The organism is Kushneria sp. AK178 (assembly GCF_053903105.1).
Map to the genome: position 1 here is coordinate 1,773,645 of NZ_CP096381.1, position 24,561 is coordinate 1,798,205.

Sequence of the window (24,561 nt, forward strand, 5' to 3'; positions counted from 1 at the left end):
AATTTCTTTGCCGATGAAATCGACGCCCGGGATCCGGTCCGGGCGAGTGAGGGGCGGCAGTGTAACGCCAAATCGCAACGATGTCAGCTGCCTGTTTTATACCGTTATCTTTTTCCCAACCAAACCCAAAAAGAGACTTTTAAAAATGAGTCAGCGCATGACGGTAACGCATCAAACAATGCAGGCGCGTAAAGGCCGCTTCGGGCGTCATGTCAGCACCATCGATCACGCCCAGTGAGGCGAGGGCTTGGCCGGTGGCATAGCTCTGCAGATTGGTGCGACCAAAAGGGCATTGGCTGATCACCACAATCGCCACGCCACGCTCGATGGCCCGGCGCAACACTTCCTGTAAAGGAGCCACGTCAGGCAGATTGCCGCTGCCCCAGGCTTCGAGCACCACGCCATCGGCGTGTTCAAGCAGGGCGGCAAGCTGCTCGGCGCTCATGCCCGGCCAGAGCACCAGACGGGCGAGTTGCACGGCCCGTGGGGGCGTTGATGGCCGAGGCAGTGGCCCGGGCAGGGCCCTGTCAGCCTCTGTGGCCAGCATGGCCCGGTGCTGCTGCCAGTATCCCGCCACCGCTGCGTTGGGAGACGTAAACGCCCTGTCGGCTTCGGTGTCCCATTTACGGGCGTGATCACCCCGCAGCAAAACGCCCCCAAAGGCCACATACACTCCTGTCAGCGACTCTAGGGCGGCAAAGGCCAGGGCCTGCTCCAGATTGTCGGTACCATCGCTGTCGGGGGCTTCCAGCGGCCGCTGGGCTCCGGTCACGATCACCGGCAATCCCGTGCCCGCCAGCTGCCAGGTCAGGCTGGCAGCGGTCCAGGCCAGGGTGTCGGTGCCATGCAGCACGACCACGCCATCGCAGGCGTTCTGTCGGGACAGGATGTCGCTGCCGATGCGATACCAGTGATCGGGGTGGGCGCTGCTGGAGTCGATGGGATCGTCGTATTCGAGAAATTCGAGCGCCGGCAGGGCGCCATGGCGTGCCGGCGGCAGCTGCGCCAGTGTGGCACGGGCGCGTTGTTCAAGGCCCCTGCCGGGTACCAGGCCCGTCGGTCCGGGCTGCATGCCGATGGTGCCGCCGGTGCAGATCACCAGTACCCTTGCTGTCGAAGCCTTGTGTGTCATTGCCCTGCCTGCCAAGCCAAAATGGAGAGGGCGCATCCTAAAAGAAAGGCAGAAAACTTGCAGCAGGACGCTGACGCACTGTCGATGCGTTCGGGCGGGAAGCAGGGAGAAGGCGCCAAAAGGACAGGGGCAACGAGCGGCCCCTGTCCTTTCAGGACCATTTACAGATCGTGGCCCAGAACGACCGAGCGGATGGCCGAGAAACTGTGGGCTTCAGGCGGGTGATCAAGATCGATCCCCAGGGCGTTGCTGACTTCCCGGGCAGAGATCACGCCACGAATACGCAGGCTGCCGTCGTCGTCATGATCGGTGACCAGCACATGACGATCGCCCGACGCTTTCAGGGTCTGGACCAGATCCCCCACCGTGGCGCGCTCAAGCCGCTCGTGGTCGATGGCATGAAGCTCCTCGCGCGGTAGTTGGATCATGTCGACCGTGACGTCCTCGCGGGCCAGCGCGCCTTCCTGCATGGCGCGTGTCACGGCGCTGCCGCCAAACAGGATGCGGGCACTCACGACCCCGGTAAATTCGCCCTTGTCGTTGATCACCAGCAGCATGTGAATGCTGTTTTGCTTCATCGTCTGCAGGGCATCATCAGCGCTGCTGTGCGACGAGACGGTGAAGGCACGCACCTGCTGAAAGTCCGTCAGCAGCGTGAGTGCCGGGCTGTCCATGTTCAGCGATGCGGACGGCGTATGGCGTCCCGGACGGCAGATACTGGTAACCCCGCCCATCTCCTTGAGCGGCAGATGGCTGTAGGGGGAAGGGGTGTTGTCCATGAGCGTCTCCTGTGCATGCCTTGTCGGGCGTTGTCTTGACGTAAGAAAGCAGGCTCGATTCGATTACAGATGGGGTTTCAGATCACCCCGGACAAGATCCACAAAGGTGATGAATCGGTTGTCGCGATCATCATCGCTGCGATCCACCCGGCACCCCAGCTGCATGGTGTTTTTGACCAGCAATTCGTCAAAGATTTCAAGCGTGACACCGATGGCCGGCATCGAGCCCGGTGTAATCTCACCGTGTTCGAGCGTAAAGGTTTCCAGCAGGGAGGCCCTGACGCGCGTCGTACCGCCCTCTGCGATCACGCGACGCACAAACAGCCAGCCTTCGCAGGCGAGCTCTTCACCGTTGTCATGACGACGGCTGAACAGCGTGCGATAGCATGCCCCTTCGGCGGCGGCCCGCTCGGCCATGCTCTTGTAGGACGCGGCCATGCGTGTCGCCATGGCGCCCGATTTTGCCAGTTTCTGTACGGCACCCCGATGCTCCTGATCGAGCTTTTCCTGTCTGGAGAAACGCTGCCAGTGCCGGTATTCCTCTAAGATTGAAGTCACATCCATCCCTGTTGTCGGTCGCTGAGGGTAATAGCGTCGGAGGCTATCTTGCCGATACATGACGTTTCTCGCCAGCCCGTCCTCGAAATATGGCCCGTTGCGGTGCTGAAATCACGTGTTATCCCGGCCCGTACAGGCAGACCGCGCCACCATCCGTTACAATCAGCGCATCTGACAGGCTGACACCCATGGGAAGTGACTCAAGATGATGATGAAAAGGACATGGATGGGCGTTGCCGCACTGACGCTGATGACAGGGTGCGTCTCGGGGCAGTACATCCTGGATGATCGGGTCGCCGACAGCCGTGAAATCAATCCCGTTCAGGGCGTGGATGGTGACTACCTGGGCTCCTTTGCCGTGCGCCGGCCCTATACCGAAGTAACGCCCACACAGTTCGCGCAGTGCCTCGACACCAGCGTACAGGGACAGCAGGTCGACCTGGCCACGGGCGTACTGCGCAACCCGGTCGGGTACCGGGAGCAGATCACCTTCAACGCCATGCCCGGAGAGGGCGATGACGCGGGTGTGACCGGTGTTACCCGCCATGACGGACGTGATATCGCCTACCGGCTGGAAATACAGCGTCTGCCGGAGGCCAACTATTACTACTTCGACCGGCTGGGTGAAGCCAGCGGCGGGCAGGACAATCAGTTTGCCCCCATCGGTGCCTGGGCCGACGCCTCTCCCATCCAGGCCACCCGGGGGCTGGAAGCCGTCGCTGATCGAATGCAGTCCTGTCTGGAGCGCGGTGCCACCAACCAGCCCGGCGAAGACCCCACCGGCTGGCAGCCGCAGTCCTGATCGCACCGCTGATCGCATTCAAAAGGCCCCTTCTGCTGAAGGGGCCTTTTTTGTGTCATCGATAACAGGCGGTGATCAGAACGCCATGATCTGTTCCAGAAATCGCGGGCCCAGCGCCGGCTCCATGAGCAGGGCAAACACCACCCCGTAGGCCGCCCCCCACAGGTGCGCGCTGTGATTGACGCTGTCACTGCCGCGGCGGCCGGCGTAGATCGACCAGCCGGTATAGACCACGGCAAAAACGATCGCCGGCACCGGAATGACCAGCACATAGAGCGTGGTCCAGGGCGCGGCCAGAATGAAGGCGAACAAGACGGCAGAGACCGCGCCCGAGGCGCCCAGGCTGCGATAGTTCGGATCGTTGCGATGCGAGAGATAGCTGGGCACGATGGCCGCCACGATCCCGCCCAGATAAAACCCGATAAATCCCGCCACGCCGATATAGGAAACAAAGAAGCGCTCAATGGCGCGACCGAAGAAAAAGAGCGTGAACATGTTGAAAAAAAGATGCGCGCCGTTGGCGTGCACGAAACCATGGGTCACGAAACGATACACCTGACCGCGCGCCACCGCCGGCGGCCAGAACAGCAGTTTGTCGAGCAGTCGATGATTGTTGAAGCACGGCAGGGAGACCGCGCAGGTCACCGCAATGATCAAAAGCGTCAGCGTCATGCCTTTCTCGCATTGAAGATGGGAGGCGCTCGATCATACCGCAGTGCTCGCGGGCGTGCCTGTTTCGCCCACCAGCCTCCCGGTGGGCAGCCGCTTCCCGTCTCGTTTATGCTGAAAGAAGGCATCACGACAAGACCAACAATGTATCGGAGGTGCGCATGAGCGGTTACTACCATGACGTTGGCGACAAACGCTATCGCTTCGAGAGCCTGAAAACGCTGATGGCGTGCGCCACGCCCGAGCGCTCCGGCGATCAGCTGGCCGGCATCGCGGCACCGGACAGCGAAACACGCGCCGCCGCTCAGCTGGCGCTGGCAGAGGTCCCGCTGAGCCGCTTTCTTGAAGAGATGCTGGTGCCCTATGAAGACGATGAAATCACGCGTCTGATCATCGACGGCCATGACCGGTCGGCGTTTTCCAGCATTGCCCGCATGAGCGTGGGCGAGTTTCGCAATTATCTGCTCTCGCATGAGGTCGACAGCGAGGTGCTGGCGGCCCTGTCGCCCGGGCTGACGCCCGAGATGGTCGCCGCCGTGGCCAAGATCATGCGGCTGCAGGATCTGGTGCTGGTGGGGCGCAAGTGCCGCGTGGTGAGTGCCTTTCGCAATACGATCGGACTGGAAGGGCGGCTGTCGACCCGGCTGCAGCCCAACCACCCGACGGATCACCCCACCGGCATTGCCACCAGCATTCTCGACGGACTGCTTTACGGCAACGGCGATGCGGTGATCGGCATCAACCCGGCCACCGACAATACCGGCGCGGTCACCACACTTTTGAAAATGCTTGATGACATCATCGGGCACTACGAGATCCCCACCCAGAGCTGTGTGCTCACCCACGTCACTACCGCCATCGAGGCCATCAATCGCGGCGCCCCTACCGACCTGGTCTTTCAGTCCATCGCCGGCACCCAGGCCGCCAATCAGGGCTTCGGCATCGATCTGGCCCTGCTCGGGGAAGGCCGCGAAGCAGCACTGTCACTGGAGCGCGGCACGGTGGGCAACAACGTCATGTACTTTGAAACCGGCCAGGGGAGCGCGCTGTCGGCCAACGGTCACCACGATGTGGATCAGCAAACGCTCGAAGCGCGGGCCTATGCGGTGGCGCGCGAGTTCAAGCCGCTGCTGGTCAACACGGTGGTCGGCTTTATCGGCCCGGAGTATCTCTTCAACGGCAAGCAGATCATGCGCGCGGGGCTGGAGGATCATTTCTGCGGCAAGCTGCTGGGCGTGCCGATGGGGTGTGACGTCTGCTACACCAACCACGCCGAGGCCGATCAGGATGACATGGATGTTCTGCTCACGCTGCTGGGCGCCGCCGGCTGCAACTACGTGATGGGCATCCCCGGCTCTGACGACATCATGCTCAACTACCAGACGACCTCCTTTCACGACGCCCTCTACGTGCGCGAGGTGCTGGGCCTGCGCGCTGCCCCGGAGTTTGAAGCCTGGCTCGAGCGCATGGCGATTACCGACCGGCAGGGTCGCATCATCGTGGATCAGCACCTGCCGGATTCCTTTGCCCACGCCCTGACGCGGGCCTGATGAGCGGAGCACGGCCATGACAGACAAGCCAGAGAACCTGACAAAAGCAGACACCCCCAGTGCGGTCACGGACAACCCGTGGCGGCAGTTGCGCGAGCACACCGATGCGCGAATCGGGCTGGGACGCGCCGGCGGCAGCCTCCCCACGGCGCCGCATCTGGCCTTTCAGCTGGCTCACGCCCGGGCGCGTGACGCCGTGCATCTGCCGCTCGACACCGAGCAGATGATGGGCGCACTCGAGTCGCGCTTCGAGCAGGTCGTTCGCCTGCACAGCCGGGCCGGTGACCGCGGTGAGTATCTGCGCCGCCCGGACCTGGGGCGACAGCTTGATGACGACAGTCTCGAGCAGCTGAGTGCCATGAACGTCGAGCAGTGCGATGTGTCGATCGCGGTCGTCGACGGTCTGTCGGCGCGGGCCATTCACGAACACGCTGCCCCGCTACTGGATCAGCTGATTCCTGCGTTTGATGAGCGCGGCTGGTCGGTGGGGCCGGTGGCGCTGGTCGAGCAGGGGCGGGTGGCGATCGGTGACCCGATTGGCGAGGCGCTGGGGGCTCGCATGGGGCTGGTGCTGATCGGCGAGCGCCCGGGGCTCAGCTCGCCGGACAGCCTGGGCGTCTACTTTACCTGGGGGCCACGGGCCGGCCGACGCGACAGCGAGCGCAACTGTATCTCCAATATCCGCCCGCGCGGCCAGTCGTTTGAAAGTGCCGCGACGCTGATTGTATACCTGCTCGATGAAGCCAGCCGCCGCGAGGTTTCCGGGGTCGAGCTCAAGGATGACTCCGAGGTCGCCTCCGAGCTCGGCGACGGCAGTGAGGGCAACTTTCTGCTGCCTAAAATGCCTGGCGAGCCGTGGTCGAACTGACCGGCATGGGGACATCCTCCGACATCGGCCAGCGCGACCAGTCGATGGCCGCCTCGACGTGGTCGGCCAGCCGGTCGATCTCGGCCATGCGGTGGGCGTCGTAATCAAAGGGTACCGGGGCGGCCAGCCCCGCCCATTCCAGCAGCACGTTCAGCGTGGCCGGGTGGTCGAATACGCCGTGCAGGTAGGTACCCAGAATCCGGCCATCCCCGGAGCGCGCGCCGTCCAGCCGGCCGTCATCAAGGGCAAACACGCCCTGCCTGAGCCCCTCACCGAGGCTTTCTCCCACGTGAATTTCATAGCCCGTGACGGGGGCGCGTGTATCCCCCAGCAGGCAGTGGCCGGTGACCCGGTGCAGCTGCTTGGTGTCCCTGAGCGTGGTGGCAAGGTCCAGCCAGCCCAGTCCCGCGCTGACACCGGCCGGCCCTTCCACGCCATCCGGGTCTTCAACCCGGGTGCCCAGCATCTGATAGCCGCCGCAGATGCCGATCACCCGACCGCCGTAGCGCAGGTGGCGTTCCAGTGCCGTTGACCAGCCGCGTTCATGCAACCAGTCCAGATCGGCGCGCACGTGCTTGCTGCCGGGCAGGATGATCAGATCCGCCGCACCGAGTGCCTCCGGGTCGCGTACAAAGCGCACGTTGACCTGCGGATGCAGGCGCAGGGCGTCAAAGTCGGTGTGGTTGCTGATGCGCGGCAGCAGGATGACCGCAATGTTGAGCCCGTCCACCGCGCCGGTGCTGTCGCCGGCACGAGACAGCCCGTCTTCGGCTTCCAGGTGAAGATCCTCGAGCCAGGGCACCACGGCCAGCACCGGTTTGCCGGTACGCGCCTCGAGCCATTCAAGTCCGGGCCTGAGCAGGTTGATATCGCCGCGGAAGCGATTGATGACCAGCCCCACGACCCGCTCGCGCTCCGAGGCGCTGATGATGTCCAGCGTGCCCACCAGATGGGCAAAGACACCGCCGCGGTCGATATCGGCCACCAGAAGGACCGGGCAGTCCACGGCCTCGGCAAAGCCCATGTTGGCCAGATCATGCTCGCGCAGGTTGATCTCGGCAGCGCTGCCGGCGCCTTCGACCACGACCTGGTCGTAGTCATTACAGAGTCGGTCATGGGCGGCCACCACCTGTTCCAGCAGCCGGGGCTTGTAGGCGTAGTACTCGGCCGCCTTCATGTGGCCGATGGCATGCCCCGCGACGATCACCTGAGAGCCCTGGTCGCAGGTGGGTTTCAGCAGCACCGGGTTGAAATCGACATGGGCGTCCACCTCCGCGGCCATCGCCTGCACGGCCTGGGCGCGGCCGATCTCGCCGCCATCCACGGTGACGGCGCTGTTGAGTGCCATGTTCTGCGGCTTGAAGGGGGCGACCCGGCGCCCGCGACGCGTCAGGATGCGGCAGAGGGCGGTCACCAGCGCGCTCTTGCCGGCATCCGACGTCGTGCCCTGAACCATTAACGTGCGGGACGCCCGGAAACGATCTGTACGGCTCATGAGGCGCGCTCCTCCTGTTCGTCGATGCCCAGCAGCAGATCGCGCAGTCGCGCCTGGTAATCCGCCGGGGACTGCCACAGCCCACGGGCGATGGCCTCCATCAACGTCTCGCCCATCTCCCTGAGCGCCTGCGGATTGTGATCGTTCAAAAAGCGCTGGTTGTCATCATCCAGCACCAGCGCATCGGTGATCTGCTCGTACTGATAGTCGCTGACCAGTGCGGTGGTGGCATCCCAGGCAAAGAGATAGTCGACGCTGGCCGCCATCTCGAAGGCACCCTTGTAGCCGTGACGCTGCATGGCGCTGATCCATTTGGGGTTGGTCACGCGCGAGCGCATGACCCGGTTAAGCTCTTCCTTCAGCGTGCGCATGCGCGGGCTGGCGGGGTTGGCATGGTCGCCGAAGTAGAGCGCCGGCGTGGCGCCCTGCTGGCGGGCGGCGGCACTCATGCCGCCCTGAAACTGGCTGTAGTCGCCGGAATCGAGCAGGTCGTGCTCGCGGTTGTCCTGGTTCTGGACGATGCCCTCCAGCGTCGAGAGCCGCTTTTCAAAGGCCGCCATGGCAGGCTCCCCCTCAACGCCCTTGCCGTAGGCGTAGCCGCCCCAGTTGACATAGGCCCGTGCCAGATCCGCTTCCTCCTGCCAGTGGCCGTTGTCCAGCAGCTTCTGCACGCCGGCGCCAAACGTACCCGGACGGGCGCCGAAGATGCGAAAGCCGGCCTGACGGCGAGCGGTGGCCTCATCGACACCTTCAACCAGCAGCGCTTCGCGCCGGGCCTCGACGTTGGCCGCGATGGTATTGCCGTTGCCGGGCTCGTTGAGGTCCACAAGCTTTTGCACCGCGCTGTCATAGAGCGCGATCAGCCCCGGGAAGGCGTCGCGGAAAAAACCCGATACCCGCAGAGTGACATCCACTCGGGGGCGCCCGAGCAGAAAGCCGGGAATGACTTCAAAATCGATCACCCGCTGGGACCCGGCGGCCCAGATCGGGCGTACGCCCATCAGCGCGAAGGCCTGGGCGATGTCATCGCCGCCGGTGCGCATGGTGGCCGTGCCCCACACCGACAGCCCCAGACTGGTCGGATAGTCACCGTGCTCCTGCAGGTGGCGCATGATCAGCGCCTCGGCCGATTTCTGCCCCAGCGTCCAGGCGGTTTTTGTCGGCATGGCGCGGCTGTCGACGCTGTAGAAATTGCGCCCGGTGGGCAGCGTATCCAGCCGGCCGCGGCTGGGTGCACCGCTGGCCCCCGGCGGCACGAATTGACCCGACAGGCCGTCCATCAGCGCCGAGAGCTCGTTGTCCACGCTCTGGTGCAGTACCGGCAGCAGGGTGTCACGCATGAAACCGATCACGGCGTGCGTCTGCGGCCACGCCTGATCGCAGAGCCGAGCAGCATCGGATGTCAAAACGTACTGCTCGATCAACTGCGCGCCGAGCAGTTCCAGGCGCTCCCGGGTATGGGCCGAGCTGCGCCAGGTGCCTGCCTCCAGGCTGGCCAGCCTGTCGGGCCACGGGCCCTGCCAGGGCCAGGCCTCGAGCGCGAGCGGGTCAAACGCGTCATGCACCTCAAAAAGCCCCAGATCCATGGCCATCGCGTTTAGCAGGCTCTGCTCATGGGGCTGGCTGCCCCGCGACAACCGCACCAGCGCCATCAGGGTATCGCGCAGCGAGGCGTGCTCCGGCAGTTCGCCCAGTACGTGCAGGCCGTCACGAATCTGGGCTTCCTTGATGTCACAGAGGTAATTGTCCAGCGCGTCCAGCAGCGTCTGGTCATCCTCGAGCACTTCCTCGATGGACGGGCGCGTGCTGCTGCTGGCCGAAGGCGACAGGCTGAGCTCTTCGAGCACATGGGTGTTGCGCACCCGCTCGATGATCGCCTCGCGCAGAAACCGCTCGCGGCGCTGATCAAGCCCAAGCGCCTGGTAGTACTCATCGGTGAGTCGCTCGAGCTCGGCAAGATCGTCATGAATACCGGCGCGCGTCATGGGTGGCATCAGGTGATCGATGATCACGGCCTGGGTGCGGCGCTTGGCCTGAGCGCCTTCGCCGGGATCGTTGACGATAAACGGGTAGAGATGCGGCATGGGGCCGAGCACGATATCCGGCCAGCAGGTGTCGGACAGCGCCGTGCCCTTGCCGGGCAGCCACTCCAGATTGCCGTGCTTGCCGACATGCACGAAGGCATCGACGCCATAGACATGGCGCAGCCAGAAATAGAACGCCAGATAGCCGTGGGTGGGCGGCAGGTCCGGGTCGTGGTAGGCCGCATTCTGGTCGATATCGAACCCGCGCGCCGGCTGCACGCCGACAAAGGTCTCGCCCAGGCGCATGCCGGCAATCATCAGCCGCCCCTGACGATGAAGCGGGTCGTCGGTCGGCGCGCCCCAGCGCTCGATGACGGCCTGACGACAGCTCTCCGGCAGCTGCGCGAAGTGCTGCTCATACTCGGCCAGCGCCAGGCTCTGTGCGGCAGGTCGGGTGTCGAGAGGCTCGGCATCGTTGGTGACGGTCTGCGTCAGCCACTCGATCAGCGCCGTGGGGTCATGGGGCAGGGCATCCGTGACCGGATAGCCCGCCTTGCGCAGTTGAAGCAGGATATTGAGCGTCGAGGTCGGCGTGTCCAGCCCCACGCCGTTGCCGATGCGCGCATCGCTGGAGGGGTAGTTGGCCAGTACCAGCGCCACGCGCTTGTCGCGGTTGGGCTTTTCGGCAAGCCGCACCCAGCGCCGGGCCAGTTCGGTCACAAAGCGGGCGCGCTCCTCATGCAGCGCGTGAATCACGATATCGTGCTGGCAGCGCGTGGAGTGATAGTGCGCTGACTTGAAGGCAATCGGTCGGGTGATGATGCGTCCGTCCAGCTCCGGCAGGGCCACCTGCATGGCAATGTCGCGCGGTCGAAGCCCCATGGGCTGGGCCTGCCAGTCCTCCCGCGTGGTGCCCACCATGATCAGCTGCAGAATCGGGATATGGCGCATCCAGGGATGCTGATAGCCCGTCTGGGTGGCCTCGGCGCTGCCGGCCAGGGCAAAGCCGGTAGTGTTGAGCATGATGGCGGCGTTGCTCTGCTCGATCAGCTCATCCAGCGTGTCCAGGCACAAGCGCTCCTTGAGCGAGGCCACGGCCACCGGCAGCACGTTGAAGCCTCCGGCTTCAAGAATGCCGATCAGGCCATCGAAGACGCTGGTATTGCCCTGCTGCAGGTGGCTTCGATAGAACACCAGCGCCGCCACCGGCCGCTCAGGCTGCCAGCGCGCCTGCCAGTCGGCGAGCGTGACCCGTGAGGATGACGCCTCCGCCTCCTTCGGCGGCGCATGCAAAACGACCCGGGGCAGGGGGCAGGGCTCGCGCCAGGCGCGGGGGCGATTCAGAAAGCGATCATCGAGCCAGTCGAGCAGGGCGCGGGTATTGTCCGGGCCGCCTTCGCGCAGATAGCGCCACACCCGATGGGCGTTTTGATAGCTCACCGTGCCGGCACCCAGCAGGCTTTCATCCTCGACGTCCTCACCCGGCACCACGATCAGCGTACGGCCCTCGCGCTGCGCCCACGCCTTCAGCTGTTCGAGGCCGTAGTCCCAGTAGGAGGCGCCGCCCAGCAGGGAGAGCACCACCACGCGGGCCCCGTCGGGCGCTTCATCGCCGCGGCTGTCCAGTACCCGGTCGCGATAGAGATCGAACGCGGCCGGCTTTAACAGGTTCATCCAGTTGGCCAGACGAATGCTGGTGTCGCGCTCGGCCTCGTCGGCCTCGATCACGGTGGCCATCAGGGCCAGCACGCTGTCGGCGGCGGACAGGATCACCAGCTCGGCGGGCGACTGGCCGAGATCGACAATGCCGTTGTCATCGCTGAACCCACCGGGCTGGGCGGCGAAAAGGTGCATGCGTCACACTCCGCGGTAAGGCTTTCGGGTTCGGAACTCAGCTGATCCGTTCGTGCTGCTCGGCCTCGGACAGCACACGCTGCAGGCGTTCGCGATCGAGCCCCTTGCCGATGACCACCAGCCGGGTCTGGCGCGTCTCGTCGCTGCGCCACGGGCGGTCAAAGTGATGGGTCAGGCGGTTGCCCACGGCGTGCAGCACCTGGCGCATGGGCTTGCCGACATCGACAAAGCCCTTGATCCGATAGATGGTCTGCTCGGCCAGTTCCTGCTCCAGCGCCGGAATCAGCGTGGCGCTGTCCACGCTGCCCAGCGTGATCACGCAGGAGTCGAAGTCGTCATGGGCATGATGGTGCTCGCGCCCGTGGGCATGATGGTCATCGTGATGGGTATGGATGTCGTCGGCCCGCCCTTCGGAGGCCAGCTGCATGCCCATGACCGCGGCGACGTCGACTTCCCCATGCGTGGCCCAGAGTGTCTTGACCCGTTCGGGCAGTTCCCCACGCAGCTGCTGCTCCAGGACCCGGCGCGCCTCGTCGTCCAGCGCATCGCCCTTGCTGATGATGACCAGATCCGCCGAGGCAAGCTGGTCGTCGAGCAGCTCCTGCAGGCTGGGGTCGTGGTCCAGGCTCTCGTCGGCCTGACGCTGCGCCTCGATGCGCTCGTGATCGTGAGCCACCCGGCCGGCGGCCAGGGCGGGGCCGTCGACCACCGTAATGACGCTGTCGACGGTGCAGAACTGCTTGATATCGGGCCAGTTGAACGCCTGAACCAGCGGCTTGGGCAGGGCCAGGCCCGAGGTTTCGATCAGGATATGATCGATCTGGTCGCGCCGCTCGACCAGTTTCTGCATTACCGGCAGAAACTCCTCTTCCACCGTGCAGCAGATGCAGCCGTTGGCAAGCTCGAACACGCCTTCTTCCTGCTCGACGGCTTCGTTCTCCTCGCAGGCCTCGAGCTGGCAGCTGCGCACCAGCTCGGCGTCGACATCCAGCTCGCCGAATTCATTGACGATCACGGCGATGCGCTTGCCGCCGGCGTTGCGCAGCAGGTGCGACAGCAGGGTGGTCTTGCCGCTGCCCAGAAAACCGGTCACCACAGTGGCGGGAATCTTGTGAAGCTCGGGGCGGGAAGTCTCGATGGATGTCATGATGCTCTCCTGACAATGGGAATGATTCGGTAAGGGCCATCATTGATGCCGGCACGGCCAGCGCGCAGGTGGCGCAGGCGCACTGCTGGCGGGTGACGCGCAGCCGGGCCGGCGCACCGGTATGCCGGCGGATGGCGGCCAGCGCGGCGGCTTCGGCCACGCCCGGCACACCATGAACGCGACGGGCGGCGTCGCTGACATGGCTCATGTCGGGTTCGCTCTCTTGTAACGCCTCTGCCGGCAGCGCCATCAACGGGCAGTGCCACCCTGTCGCCAGTGACGCGATGGCAGCCTCACTCTGGCGACCCTCCAGTGTCGCCATCAGCGTGATCTGGTCCGGGCGCAGCCCGGCCAGTGCCAGGGTGGTCATGGCAAGCTGTCTGAGCGCCTCCGGCGGACAGTCCCGTCGACAGCCTACGCCGAGGGCAACCGGGATGGGGGCCGTCTCATCCGGCATGCTGGGGTTGCTCGACATGGGCGGCGTCCCCGCCCAGCAGCATGGCCACGGCGGCAGGGTTGGAGGGGAAGAACAGATGCAGATAGCTGGCGGTCAGCCGACCCCGGCGAAAGATCGCCTCACCCGGCGCCGGATGGCTGGCGCGTCGGCCGTGGGCAATCGGCGTCAGCGTGTCGTGGCTGCGCGAGTGATGATGGGCATGACCGCGAATCTCGCCTTCCGCCAGGGGCGCGCTCTGCATGCCCTGACAGCCGCGTTTGGTGCGCATTTCGCCGTGGCCGGGCAGCACGTCGGCCATGGGGTGGCAGATGCCGGCCTGGTCGGTCAGGGTCTGCTGCAGATAGAGCATGCCGCCACACTCGGCCAGAATCGGCAGGCCGCGGGCATCGCACTGTCGAATGGCCTCATTCATGGCGTGATTGGCGCCCAGCGCCGCGGCGTGCAGCTCCGGATAGCCACCCGGCAGCCACAGGGCGTCAAGATCGTCCGGCAGCGCCGTGTCCGTCAGCGGTGAGAACCAGCACAGCTCGGCGCCCATCGCTTCCAGCAGTCGGGTGTTGGCGGCGTAGATAAAGCTGAAGGCGGCATCCCGGGCGACCCCGATGCGCCTGCCGAGCAGCGCGCGCGGCGGCGTGTCGATATTCTGCGGTTCGAACGCCACCGCCGGGGGCAGCTCGGTCAGGGCCTGGCCGTCGAGCAGTTCGGCGGCGGCATCGAGTCGCGCCTCGAGCGACAGATTGTCCGGGTCCTCCTGCTCGCCGGGCTGAACCAGGCCCAGATGGCGCGAGGGCAGAGCCAGGCGCTCTTCTCTGGGCATGGCGGCCAGCAGTCGAACGTCTTCCGGCAGGCTCTCCTCGATCAGCTGGCGGTGTCGCTCGCTGCCCAGAGCATTGGCCACCAGCCCGTGAAAGCGCATCTCCGGGCGGTAGCGGGCCAGCCCCAGACCAATGGCGGCCACGGTCTGGGCCATGCCGCGGGCGTTGATGACACAGGCCACCGGGATATCGAAGGCCACCGCCAGATCGGCACTCGATGGCGTGCCGTCGTGAAGTCCCATGGCCCCCTCGATCAGGATCAGATCCGCCTCGCGAGCAGCGCGATGGAGCTGCTCGCGACAGAAAGCCTCACCGGCCATCCACAGATCCAGCGGTTCCACCGATGCGTTTGATGCCTGCGCCAGAATCTGCGGGTCCAGGTAGTCGGGGCCGGTCTTGAAGACCACTACTCTGCGACCCTGGCGACGATGGTAGCGGGCCAGGGCGGCGGTCACGGTGGTCTTGCCCTGGCCGGAGGCCATGGCGGAGAGAAAGAGCGCCGGGCAGTACGCGGTATCCGACATCAGTATTCGATCCCTGCCTGTGCCTTGACGCCAAGACGGAAGGCGTGGCGTTCGTCGTGGATGACGCTGATGGTGTCGGCGATCTCCTGAATCTCGCGGGCCATGGTGCGCCCGGTGATCATCACGTTCTGATGTGCCGGGCGCACCTCGAGGGCCCGAGCGACCCGTTCGGCGTCGAGATAGCCGTACTTGATCATGTAGGAGAGCTCGTCAAAGAGCAGGAAGTGGTACTGCGGATCACGAAGCAGTCTTTCTGCCAGCGCCCAGGCCTCCTGGGCGGCCTGACGCTCGCGCTCCGGGTCGCGCACTTCCCAGCTGAAGCCGTGGCCCATGACGTGGAAATCAACGCGAGGGTGGTCGTTGAAAAACAGATACTCGCCGGTGGCCCGCCGGCCCTTGATGAACTGAATCACCGCACAGCGCTGCCCGTGGCCCAGAGCGCGCGCCATGGTGCCAAAGGCCGAGCTGCTCTTGCCCTTGCCATTGCCCTTGAGCACGATCAGCACGCCGCGTTCCTGGTCGGCATTGGCAATACGCTCATCCACGATGCGTTTTTTGGTGGCCATGCGCTGCTGGTAGCGAGTGGCGTCCTGCGTGGTATCCCCGGTGTCATCATCACGGTGCTGGCTCATGGGGTCCTCCCGGCCGGTGTCGTCGTCAGGGGGCGAGTGCGCGGCGCGACCGATGTGCGCCCGGTCAGGTCGTCAAGGTCATGGCGGGTGGCGCCAAGCGCTGCGGCCAGTTCCGGCGCACGACCCAGCGCGCCCCCCGATGGCTCGCAGTCCACGACGTGCGTCTCACAGGCAAAGGGGGCAATCGCCAGGTCATCACGGCTGCGAGCGTCGGTCAGAATCCAGAGCCGTGTGGTCACGCCGGGCTTCTGGCGCTGGAGCTGCGTCAGGCGCTGGCGGGTGTCATCAAGCCCGCGCCGCAGGGGAGTGCCGCCGCCCGGGGAAAGTTTTTCCAGCAGGGGGGCGATCGTGCGCGGCGCGCGCCGGGGCGCCATGACCTCGGCAAGGCCGTCGCCCCCCAGCGTCAGCAGCATCAGCTGCTCGCGGGCGAGATAGGCCTGCGCGGCGAGGCGCTCGACCAGCGCCAGGGCCTTTTCAAGCTGGCGCTGGTCAGTGCATTGACGGCTCAGGCTGGAGCCGGAAATATCCAGCACGATGCAGGTGAGTCTCTCAAAACGGCGTCGTTCGCGCTGGTGGACCAGTGACCGGGGCGAATCAGGCACCGGGTGGCCCTGGCGGGTCGCCGCCCGGCGCAGGCTTCCGGGCCAGTCGATGCGCTGGCGGCCAAGGGCATGACGCCCCTTCAGCGACGCCTTTGCCTGTCGATGCCGCACGTCCGGTCCGGCAGGCGGCAGCGGGGCGGAACTGTCGGCCACGCACTCCGGGTCAAGCGACATCGACCGAGCAGGGAGGCGGCCCCAGTCACCGCTCTCCCTGTCACGACGGTCATCACTATCCTCGTCAGACGTCCGAGGGGCTTCGCTGCTTTCGGAGTGCGGCGGCGGTGGCGCCGCATCGGCTCGCTCGCCCGGGGTATCATGGCCTGACGCGAGATCAGGTCGGTTCGGCGCGTCGGGGGGCGTCCGGCGGCCCGGATAGCGTCCTGACCGGTCGGGCGCTTCGGTCTCCTCCGGCGACCCGCTTTCTCCATCGGCGGTGTCATTCCGGGGGCTGCCGTTGTCATCATCATTGCCGGCGTTGCCGTTGTCAGACGTGTTGGTCGTCTCTTCCCACCCGGGGGCCCGATGAGCCAGCACCAGCGGCGCCAGCGCCTCGATATCTTCCAGCGTGACGCTGTCCCGACCCTGCCAGGCCGCGTGTGCCAGGGCGCCCCGGCGCCAGGCCAGGTCGGCGCGCACGCCTTCCACGCCGGCCTCGACACAGCGCCTGGCAATAATGCGAGCCAGCTCGGGAGGCAGGGTGACCGTCGGCAGGCGTTCGCGGGCACTGCACAGCCGCTCGCTCAGCCGCGTCTGCTCATCCTGCCAGGCATCCAGGAAGGCCTCCGGGTCATGATCGAAGGCGAGACGGCGTTCGACAATCTGCAGACGCTGCTCGATATTCGGGGCGGGGTGATCCAGCACGGCCAGACCGAAACGGTCCAGCAGCTGAGGGCGCAGCTCGCCCTCATCGGGATTCATGGTGCCGACCAGCAGAAACTCCGCCGGGTGTTGATGGCTGATGCCGTCGCGCTCGACATGGTTGATGCCGCTGGCGGCCACATCGAGCAGCAGATCCACCAGCGCATCGGGCAGCAGGTTGACCTCGTCGATATAGAGTACGCCGTCATGGGCGCGGGCGAGCAGCCCGGGCTGAAAGGCGACGTCGCGATCATTCAGCGCTCGCCCCAGATCCAGCGTACCGGTCAGCTGCGCTTCATCGGCGCCCAGCGGCAGCGTCACCAGCGACGAACGGGAGAAGGGCGCCAGCTCGGCCAGACTGCGCGCCAGCGTGGATTTGGCGGTGCCTCGCGGGCCGCTGACGAGTACGCCACCCAGACGGGTGTCCAGCGCGGCCAGAATCAGGGCCAGCTTCAGGCGTTCGTGGCCGGTCACGGCCGCAAAGGGGAAAAGGGGACGGGGGGTGCGGGTCATGTCATCTCCACACAGGCGAGGTGTGACGGCGTGACACGACCATGCACGGTCCCTTGATGGGCCGTGGCGGCGTCAGCAGGCGCAGCGGCTGTCGTCAGGGACAGCCACCCGGGAAGAAAATGTGTCAATCGTGTGCTCCTGCGTATCGACCCGTACGCGTGGCAATGGTTACTGATGATGCCGTGAGCATCACCACCCTGTATTATCGCCGGGCCGGTCTCCGGGCTGACGAGCTGGCAGAGTATACTCCTGCCGGGCCGAAGCACCTTCCCGACCATAAGGGTCAGTGGTGATATGCCTGCTTCAGGCCACTCGATTACCGTTGCGGGGACAGCAGTGAACTTGCATCACTTTCCCGATTATCCCGTGCAGAGGGCACGGGCACCCGAGCGCTGCTCATCGTGGGCCGGGGCAATGATGGAGTCAAGTCCGACGCGGTGGGGCGACCGGGCCCGCCTGCCGGGTGGTGTCACTTTATTGTTGTTCCGGTGCCGGGGGCCTGGTAGCGTCTGCGCATGCTTACCCGAGTCAATGACATGACCTTTCACATTTCCCCCCCTGACGGGGCGAGCGATGCCAGTATTCAGTCCCATATCGATAGCCGGCTGAAGCCGCCGGGGTCGCTGGGCACGCTGGAAACCACTGCCGCATCGCTGGTGCGCATTCTGGGGCCATCCCGTACCACCATCGACGACCCGGTCATGCTGCTGTTTGCCGGCGATCACGGCGTGGCTGCCGAGGGCGTCTCCATTGTTGATCCCTCGACCACCCATTTAATGGTGCACCACTTTCTGGCGGGAACGGCCTCCATCAACGTGTTCTGTCGCCAGGCCGATCTGGCGCTACGGGTGATCGATTGCGGGACACTTACGGCGCACGACCCGCACCCGCAGCTGGTCAACCACCGGCTGGGCGAGATGACGGCGCCCTTTCATCGCGAGCCCGCCATGACATCCGAGCAGCTCGAGACAGCGTTTGCCAATAGTCGCCGACTGGTCGATGAGCTTTATGCCGACGGCTGCAATCTGATCGCGCTGGGTGAGATGGGTATCGGCAATACAACCAGTGCCAGCGCGCTGATGGCGGCGCTGACCCATCTGCCGTTTGACATGTGCATCGGGGCCGGCAGCGGCGTGACGCCGACCGTCATGAAGCGCAAGCAGGAGATCGTGCAGCTGGGACTGCAGCGCCACGCTCAGACGCTGCATGATCCGAAATCAACGCTGGCGGCGCTGGGCGGATTTGAAATCGCCAGCATGGTGGGAGCGATTCTGGCGGCAGCCGAGAAGGGCATGGTGGTTCTGGTGGATGGTTTCATCACCACCGTGGCAGCGCTGTGCGCCTGCCGTATCGAGCCGGCAGCGCGGGACTATCTGATCTTTTCGCACTGCGGCAACGAGCGCGGTCACAAGCCACTGCTGAACCAGCTTGAGGCGGTGCCGCTGCTGCACATGGGGCTGCGGCTGGGAGAAGGGTCCGGTGCGGCGCTGGCGCTGCCGCTGCTGCGATCGGCGCTGGCCTTTTATCACGAGATGGCCTCGCTGGATGATGCCGGTCTGACGCTATGAGTCATGAGGGCCTGAGGCGTCAGTGGCAATGGTTCTGCCTGTCGGTGAGTTTTCTGACCCGTCTGCCGGTGCGCATTCGTGGCGAGGTGACACCGCAGTCGCTGGGTCGCTGCCATCGCTGGTTCTCGCTGACAGGGGCCCTGATCGGGTTGGCCTTGGCCCTGGTGTACGCCAGCCTCGAGGCCTTCCTGCCGGCGTCGATTACGGTGTTTTTGATTCTGGGCCTGTCGCTCTGGCTCACCGGTGCATTGCACGAGGATGGGCTGGCGGACTGCATGGATGGCCTCGGCGGCGGGCAGAGCGTGGCGCAGCGGCTGGCCATCATGAAGGACAGCCGGGTAGGCAGCTACGGCGTACTGGCACTTATCGTGAGCCTGGTCGGACGGTGGCTGCTGTTGAGCGCGCTGGCGCAGCAGGATGCCGCGCTGGTGATGACGGCCCTGATCGTTTCTCACGGTCTGAGCCGCGGTCTGGCGGCCGTCATGATGGGAATACTGCCCTATCTGCGATACGACGCCGACAGCAAGGTGCAGGCGCTGACCGGGCAGCAGCGTCACAGCGATCGTGGCTGGTTGATCGGCGTGGCCACCATTGTGGCCCTGCTCGCTGCCGGTGTGGCGTCGGGCGTGATGCTGCTGCTGATCACGGCGCTTTTGGGACTGATTCTTTATCGCTGGCTGAACAGACAGCTTGGCGGCGTCACCGGTGATGCGCTGGGCGCCGTGCAGCAGATGACCGAAATGCTTTTATATCTGGTTCTGGTGGTAATGCATGCATGAGCTGATTCTGGGAGGCGCGCGCAGCGGCAAGAGCGCTCATGGCGAGTGGCTGGCCGCGCAAAGTGGCTGCCAGGTGACCTATATCGCCACGGCGCAGATATTTGATGACAGCGAAATGCGCTCGCGCATTGAGGCCCATCAGGCGCAAAGACCGGCCCACTGGGCGCTGGTGGAGGCGCCCCTGGCGCTCGGCGATGCCATTGACGGCCATGCCCGTATCGACCATCTGCTGTTGGTGGACTGCCTGACGCTGTGGCTGACCAATATCCTGCTGGAGGGCGAAGCGCGGTTGGTGCAGGAACGCGGCCGACTGCTGGAGGCGCTTGGCGCTGCGCCCGGCCGTGTAGTGATGGTCAGCAATGAAGTGGGCCAGGGGATTGTCCCCATGGATGCCCTGTCGCGACGCTTTGTGGATGAGGCCGGCCGACTTCATCAGACGCTGGCTCAGCACTGTCAGCGCGTCTGGTGGGTGGTCGCCGGGCTGCCCCAGTGTCTCAAGGGGGAGAGGGCATGACGTTTCAGACCCTGATGATCGATTGCCTGCGCCATGGTGCCTGTGAAGGGCCACAGCAGTGTCTGCGCGGCCATACCGATGTGGCACTGAGTGCCCGGGGGCGAGCCGACATGCTGGCGGCAGCAGAGCGACTGCCACGACCGCATCTGATCATCAGCTCGCCGCTGAGACGCTGCGCCAGCGCAGGGGAGACGCTGGCGCATGACTGGGACGTGCCGCTGCATACCATCGCCGAGACCATGGAGATGAATTTCGGAAACTGGGATGGCGTCCCCACGGAAGAGCTGTTACAGCATTCCCGGTCGGCGCTGGAGAATTTCTGGGCGGATCCTCAGGCGTTTCCGCCACCGGGCGGCGAGACACTCGATGACTTTTTGATTCGCATCGAGCAGGGCTGGCAGCACATTATTGGAAAGGGCATGGCACTGGCGGACAGTCAGAGAGCGCCAGGGGCACCGATACGTCTGCTGGTGTGCGGTCATGCCGGTGTGATCAAGAGCTGGCTGGCAATGAGGCTGGGCATGTCGACCCGGCAGGCAAGCCATCTTCATCGTCTGCATTTGCCCTATGCCGGCGTGGCACGGTTGCGCCTCGATATTGATCGACAAAGTGATGAGCGGTTTGAGCAACTTTGCTCTCTGGGAGAATAGAGTGACGGTAATCAACAATCATGACCCATTCAAATTATACCGTTATCTCTTATGTGGTTAATTATAATAGCTTCAATTTTGGTTGATTACCTCTGGGGGGAGCCTCGTCGATTTCATCCACTCATCGGGTTGGGGTGGTGGGTAATCCACGTTGAAACACGTCTTTACCCGGTCAGAGCAGGGAAAGCCTCATCCCTGATCGCCGGGTGTGCGGGATGGCTTTTGGTCCTTACGCCGCTGATACTGGTGGCGATAGGACTCGATCATATTGTTGAAGGGATCTGGCACAGCCTGCTGGCTGTTTTCATTCTCTATCTGGCCATCGGTCGACGGAGCCTGATGGAACACGCTCGAGGTGTCTATAGGCCGCTTGCCGGTGGTGATATCATGACAGCACGCCAACAAGTGGCCATGCTGGTCAGCCGGGATACCGATCAGCTTGATGCCTCCGATATATCGCGCGCGACCTGTGAATCGGTACTCGAAAACGGCAGCGACGCAATCTTTGCGGCGCTGTTCTGGTTTGCCGTCGCCGGCATACCGGGCGTTGTTCTTTACCGCAGCGTCAACACGCTCGATGCCATGTGGGGCTATCGCAGTGAGCGCTATCTTCATTTCGGCCGTGTCGCTGCGCGGGCCGATGATGTCATGAACTGGATACCGGCACGATTGACGGCACTATCCTATGCACTGGCCGGCTGGCACTGGCAGGCTTCCAGAAGCACCTGTCGAGCGGCACTTCGATGCTGGCGGGAACAGGGCAGAAACTGGAAAAGTCCCAACGCCGGACCGGTCATGGCCGCCGGCGCCGGCGCGCTGGGCATACAACTCGGCGGGGGTGGCAGCTATCACGGCAGGCACATTGAAAGTCCGGTGCTGGGAGGTGGGCGCCCCGCCGAGAGCCGTGATATTCAGCGCGCCTGTAAGCTTGTATGGCATGCACTATTGATATGGCTGGCCGCACTGCTTGTCATTACGTGGATATGGCCATGAAGGATGCCCCAGACTCCCTGTATGCGCACGGTGGCAGACTCTCGGAAGTCAGTCGCCGGTATAACCTTGAACGCCACGATTGGCTGGACCTTTCCACCGGCATCAATCCCTGGCCCTATCCGATTACGCCCATTGATGCGCGCGCCTGTCAGGCGCTGCCGGATCACGATCAGGGATTACATGATGCAGCGGTTCGGTACTATCTGGGCAACGCGGTCGACACCGGCGCTCGGCCAACGCTCACACTCTTGAATATTCCCGGCTCGCAGTGGGCCGTCGAAGCACTGCCGCACTGTTTTGTTTCGGGGAGCGTTGCTTTACCTGATATCGGCTATCGGGAGCATGAGGGGCGCTGGCACCAAGCTGGTCATCAAACCCTGTTTTACGATGCCGATACGCCCGGCACGATAATGACGCGCGTCGCTGATACGGCTGACCTGCGCGCCGTGGTCGTCATCAATCCCAACAATCCCGGCGGGCAGCATGTGGCCCCCCATGTCCTGCGTACGCTGGCCGCTGAGCTGCAGCAAAAGGGCGCCTTGCTGATCGTCGATGAAGCCTTTGCCGATGCCACGCCCGAGCAAAGCCTCCTGCCGGATATCGTCGATAACATTATTGTGCTGCGCTCGCTGGGCAAGTTTTTCGGCCTGGCCGGGCTGCGTCTGGGCGCTGTCGTCGGGGCGGAGTCGTCAGCAACCCTGCAGCAGCTGTCATCGATGCAGGGCCCCTGGCGGGTAACATCACCGGCTCAGCTGGCCGGCATGGAGGCTCTGACAGACCGGCGCTGGCAGTACACCATGCGGACAACGCTGAAACATGCCAGCCAACAGCAGGGGCAGTGGCTTGAAAAACGGCTCAACGTTTATGGTGATGTCAGCCGCTGGCGTCAAAGTGCCCTGTTCAACGGTTTCGACATGTCGCTGGCCTGCGCCCGGCAGTGGCATGAAGCGCTTCTGCATCAGGCTGTCCTGACACGTTTGTGGGTAGTTGATGCGCAGCGCGCCATACTGCGCTTCGGCCTGCACGATGAGAATTCGCGGACCACACATCAACTCGAGCAGGCGATGATCGCGGCCGGCAACGCCATGGAAAAGTCTTCATGAATCACCATGCCTACAGCGAGGCAGACAGAGAAGCGATCTATCGGGCCATCCGTGAGCGCCGGGATATGCGCCACTTTCTGCCGGACCCGGTCGACCCGGACGTGATGCAGCGCATGCTGGAAGCGGCACATGACGCCCCCAGCGTGGGCTACATGCAGCCGTGGCGGTTTGTCTGTATTCGCGACCCGGCACTGCGGGAAGCCATGGCGCAACTCGTGGATGACGAGCGTCATGCCACGGCACAGGCGCTCGACGAGCGAGGGCAGGCGTTTCTGGAGCTCAAGGTCGAGGGCATTCGGGAGTGTCCGGAGCTGTGGGTGGTAGCACTTTGCGAGTCACGCGAGCAGTATGTGTTTGGCCGTCGGACCATGAACGAGATGGATCTCGCCTCGGCCAGCTGCGCGATCCAGAACCTCTGGCTGGCAGGTCGAGCGGAAGGTATTGGCGTGGGATGGGTGTCACTGTTTGATCCGGAGGCGCTTGGATCACTGATCGGTGCGCCCGCAGACGCCCGGCCCATCGCTATCCTCTGCATGGGGCATGTCGAAGAATTTTATAGCGCCCCCATGCTGGCGCAGAAGGAGTGGGATCAACGTCGCTCCCTGACCGCCCTGATGGGTATCGATGGCTGGCCCGAATAGCGCAACGATCGACTCCCACCTCATGCACACATCCCGATAATGCTGCTGCAAGCCTTGCGTTGATGTCTTGTATCACCACATCGCCAGAAGATTAATACCTTTGAACGGGGGCATGAATACGATGACGTCACAACAGGGATCCTGCTCTAACCATCCTGGCTGACGGTTCAAATATCATTAGAACATTTGTTAAATCATGATATGGACTATATTGATTTGTGCCGTACTTATCGACTCAAGGAGGATGCTGGATGTCATTCATTAAAAAAGGGGCCACCACGCTGGCCATCGCAGGCGCCATGTTTGCCGTGGCGGGTTGTTCAGGTTCCGAGCAGCGACAGCAGGATCCCGACATTGACAGCGTGATTCAGCAGTCCAATCAGGGCTATCAGAACACGACCGTCGGCTATACCTTTAGCTATCCTGAAAGCTGGCAGGACAGCGTGGTCCAGCGCGATACGTTCGAGTGGAACGATCAGCGTATCGATGCCCGGAACATGTCAGTGTTCTACTACAAGAACTTCGAGCTCGACAACACACCGGCCCCCCTGCTGGCCCTGGTGACCTATCCGCAGCAGGAGTGGGAGCAGATGCAGGACCAGGCAAGGGATCGCAGCGGCTCGACACCGGCGCATGTCATCGATACCAGGGATGATCAGGTACTGGTGGCCTACATCAATACGCAGAATCCGTATGATGCCTCCTCCAGGCAGGGGCAGGAGTTTGCCCGTCATGTCCTGAGCCCCGAGCAGATCAAAAACGCCATCAGCTGGTAAGCTGATATGCCGGCAGGGCTTCTTCGGGGCGCTGCCGGCGGGACTGCTTCAATGGACCCCGTCTCCCTGATCGTTCTTTCCTTTCTGTTGCCACCTCTGGCGGTCTATCTGGCGGTGGGAGCAGGTGATGCGCTCTGGCTTAACCTGTTGCTTACCCTGATGGGCTATATACCCGGTATCATTCACGCCCTGATCGTTGTGACCTGAGGTCATGAGGTCAAAACCATTGCCCGCATCGGTTATGATGCACGCCCTGCT

The 24,561-nt window shown here is 64.0% G+C and carries 23 protein-coding genes and 1 riboswitch; of the genes, 12 read left to right on the forward strand and 11 right to left on the reverse strand.

Annotated elements, in window-relative coordinates:
* Positions 1 to 139: 139 nt before the first annotated feature.
* The 3 genes from M1D97_RS07945 to M1D97_RS07955 all read right to left on the reverse strand — a co-directional run bounded on the left by M1D97_RS07945 (position 140) and on the right by M1D97_RS07955 (position 2,475).
* A complete protein-coding gene (locus M1D97_RS07945) occupies positions 140 to 1,132 on the reverse strand; it encodes an asparaginase (protein WP_456267210.1) in 993 nt (330 codons plus the stop codon).
* Positions 1,133 to 1,293: 161 nt separating this feature from the next.
* Positions 1,294 to 1,911, reverse strand: a complete 618-nt coding sequence (locus M1D97_RS07950; RefSeq protein WP_456267211.1) for a CBS domain-containing protein — start codon at positions 1,909 to 1,911, stop codon at positions 1,294 to 1,296.
* A gap of 63 nt (positions 1,912 to 1,974) precedes the next feature.
* Positions 1,975 to 2,475 carry a hypothetical protein gene (locus M1D97_RS07955; protein WP_456267212.1) on the reverse strand — a complete coding sequence of 167 codons (501 nt, stop codon included), beginning with the start codon at positions 2,473 to 2,475 and terminating at the stop codon, positions 1,975 to 1,977.
* A 205-nt stretch (positions 2,476 to 2,680) separates the two neighbouring features.
* Between M1D97_RS07955 and M1D97_RS07960 the strand changes: the two genes are divergently transcribed.
* A complete protein-coding gene (locus tag M1D97_RS07960; protein WP_456267213.1) occupies positions 2,681 to 3,271 on the forward strand; it encodes a hypothetical protein in 591 nt (196 codons plus the stop codon).
* Between the two features lie 75 nt (positions 3,272 to 3,346).
* On the opposite strand, the gene M1D97_RS07965 is transcribed toward M1D97_RS07960, so the two are convergent.
* The gene (locus M1D97_RS07965) at positions 3,347 to 3,943 is read right to left on the reverse strand and encodes a rhomboid family intramembrane serine protease (protein ID WP_456267214.1); all 597 of its coding nucleotides are present in this window, start codon (positions 3,941 to 3,943) and stop codon (positions 3,347 to 3,349) included.
* Positions 3,944 to 4,101: 158 nt separating this feature from the next.
* On the opposite strand from M1D97_RS07965, the gene M1D97_RS07970 reads away from it, so the two are divergent.
* Both M1D97_RS07970 and eutC read left to right on the forward strand, forming a co-directional pair.
* Positions 4,102 to 5,490: an ethanolamine ammonia-lyase subunit EutB gene (locus M1D97_RS07970; RefSeq protein WP_456267215.1), complete on the forward strand. Its 1,389-nt coding sequence runs from the start codon at positions 4,102 to 4,104 to the stop codon at positions 5,488 to 5,490.
* Positions 5,491 to 5,506: 16 nt separating this feature from the next.
* Positions 5,507 to 6,358: an ethanolamine ammonia-lyase subunit EutC gene (gene eutC, locus M1D97_RS07975; RefSeq protein ID WP_456267216.1), complete on the forward strand. Its 852-nt coding sequence runs from the start codon at positions 5,507 to 5,509 to the stop codon at positions 6,356 to 6,358.
* On the opposite strand, the gene M1D97_RS07980 is transcribed toward eutC, so the two are convergent.
* Genes M1D97_RS07980 through M1D97_RS08010 form a run of 7 tightly spaced genes read right to left on the reverse strand, consistent with a single transcriptional unit; the run spans position 6,327 to position 17,279 of the window.
* Positions 6,327 to 7,853 carry a cobyric acid synthase gene (locus tag M1D97_RS07980; protein ID WP_456267217.1) on the reverse strand — a complete coding sequence of 509 codons (1,527 nt, stop codon included), beginning with the start codon at positions 7,851 to 7,853 and terminating at the stop codon, positions 6,327 to 6,329. The two genes, eutC and M1D97_RS07980, sit on opposite strands and share 32 nt — an antisense overlap.
* Positions 7,850 to 11,731, reverse strand: coding sequence for a cobaltochelatase subunit CobN (cobN, locus tag M1D97_RS07985; RefSeq protein ID WP_456267218.1), 3,882 nt, complete (start codon positions 11,729 to 11,731; stop codon positions 7,850 to 7,852). Before cobN ends, M1D97_RS07980 begins: the two co-directional genes overlap by 4 nt.
* A gap of 37 nt (positions 11,732 to 11,768) precedes the next feature.
* The gene (gene cobW / locus M1D97_RS07990) at positions 11,769 to 12,827 is read right to left on the reverse strand and encodes a cobalamin biosynthesis protein CobW (RefSeq protein WP_456270193.1); all 1,059 of its coding nucleotides are present in this window, start codon (positions 12,825 to 12,827) and stop codon (positions 11,769 to 11,771) included.
* Positions 12,733 to 13,353, reverse strand: a complete 621-nt coding sequence (locus M1D97_RS07995; protein ID WP_456267219.1) for a cobalamin biosynthesis protein — start codon at positions 13,351 to 13,353, stop codon at positions 12,733 to 12,735. Before M1D97_RS07995 ends, cobW begins: the two co-directional genes overlap by 95 nt.
* On the reverse strand, positions 13,325 to 14,674 hold the full coding sequence (locus tag M1D97_RS08000; RefSeq protein WP_456267220.1) for a cobyrinate a,c-diamide synthase: 1,350 nt from the start codon (positions 14,672 to 14,674) through the stop codon (positions 13,325 to 13,327). The genes M1D97_RS07995 and M1D97_RS08000 overlap by 29 nt, the downstream gene beginning before the upstream one ends.
* A complete protein-coding gene (gene cobO, locus M1D97_RS08005) occupies positions 14,674 to 15,306 on the reverse strand; it encodes a cob(I)yrinic acid a,c-diamide adenosyltransferase (RefSeq protein ID WP_456267221.1) in 633 nt (210 codons plus the stop codon). The genes M1D97_RS08000 and cobO overlap by 1 nt, the downstream gene beginning before the upstream one ends.
* Positions 15,303 to 17,279 carry an AAA family ATPase gene (locus M1D97_RS08010; RefSeq protein ID WP_456267222.1) on the reverse strand — a complete coding sequence of 659 codons (1,977 nt, stop codon included), beginning with the start codon at positions 17,277 to 17,279 and terminating at the stop codon, positions 15,303 to 15,305. The genes cobO and M1D97_RS08010 overlap by 4 nt, the downstream gene beginning before the upstream one ends.
* Before the next feature lie 194 nt (positions 17,280 to 17,473).
* Positions 17,474 to 17,684: riboswitch (cobalamin riboswitch) on the reverse strand.
* Positions 17,685 to 17,815: 131 nt separating this feature from the next.
* Here M1D97_RS08010 and cobT point away from each other — a divergent pair.
* The 9 genes from cobT (at position 17,816) to M1D97_RS08055 (ending at position 24,510) form a co-directional block, all read left to right on the forward strand.
* Positions 17,816 to 18,847, forward strand: coding sequence for a nicotinate-nucleotide--dimethylbenzimidazole phosphoribosyltransferase (gene cobT / locus M1D97_RS08015; RefSeq protein WP_456267223.1), 1,032 nt, complete (start codon positions 17,816 to 17,818; stop codon positions 18,845 to 18,847).
* Positions 18,844 to 19,626: an adenosylcobinamide-GDP ribazoletransferase gene (gene cobS / locus M1D97_RS08020; RefSeq protein ID WP_456267224.1), complete on the forward strand. Its 783-nt coding sequence runs from the start codon at positions 18,844 to 18,846 to the stop codon at positions 19,624 to 19,626. The genes cobT and cobS overlap by 4 nt, the downstream gene beginning before the upstream one ends.
* Positions 19,619 to 20,140 (forward strand): bifunctional adenosylcobinamide kinase/adenosylcobinamide-phosphate guanylyltransferase, encoded by a 522-nt coding sequence (cobU, locus tag M1D97_RS08025; RefSeq protein ID WP_456267225.1) that lies wholly within the window; start codon positions 19,619 to 19,621, stop codon positions 20,138 to 20,140. Before cobS ends, cobU begins: the two co-directional genes overlap by 8 nt.
* Entirely contained in the window at positions 20,137 to 20,790 is a 654-nt protein-coding gene (locus M1D97_RS08030; protein WP_456267226.1) for a histidine phosphatase family protein, read from the forward strand. The genes cobU and M1D97_RS08030 overlap by 4 nt, the downstream gene beginning before the upstream one ends.
* Before the next feature lie 51 nt (positions 20,791 to 20,841).
* On the forward strand, positions 20,842 to 21,783 hold the full coding sequence (cbiB, locus tag M1D97_RS08035) for an adenosylcobinamide-phosphate synthase CbiB (RefSeq protein WP_456267227.1): 942 nt from the start codon (positions 20,842 to 20,844) through the stop codon (positions 21,781 to 21,783).
* Positions 21,780 to 22,886, forward strand: a complete 1,107-nt coding sequence (locus M1D97_RS08040; RefSeq protein WP_456267228.1) for an aminotransferase class I/II-fold pyridoxal phosphate-dependent enzyme — start codon at positions 21,780 to 21,782, stop codon at positions 22,884 to 22,886. The genes cbiB and M1D97_RS08040 overlap by 4 nt, the downstream gene beginning before the upstream one ends.
* Positions 22,883 to 23,527 (forward strand): 5,6-dimethylbenzimidazole synthase, encoded by a 645-nt coding sequence (gene bluB, locus M1D97_RS08045; RefSeq protein WP_456267229.1) that lies wholly within the window; start codon positions 22,883 to 22,885, stop codon positions 23,525 to 23,527. The genes M1D97_RS08040 and bluB overlap by 4 nt, the downstream gene beginning before the upstream one ends.
* Positions 23,528 to 23,778: 251 nt before the next feature.
* Positions 23,779 to 24,303 carry a hypothetical protein gene (locus tag M1D97_RS08050; protein ID WP_456267230.1) on the forward strand — a complete coding sequence of 175 codons (525 nt, stop codon included), beginning with the start codon at positions 23,779 to 23,781 and terminating at the stop codon, positions 24,301 to 24,303.
* 51 nt (positions 24,304 to 24,354) lie between these two features.
* Positions 24,355 to 24,510 (forward strand): YqaE/Pmp3 family membrane protein, encoded by a 156-nt coding sequence (locus tag M1D97_RS08055; RefSeq protein WP_456267231.1) that lies wholly within the window; start codon positions 24,355 to 24,357, stop codon positions 24,508 to 24,510.
* The last annotated feature ends 51 nt before the right edge of the window (positions 24,511 to 24,561 follow it).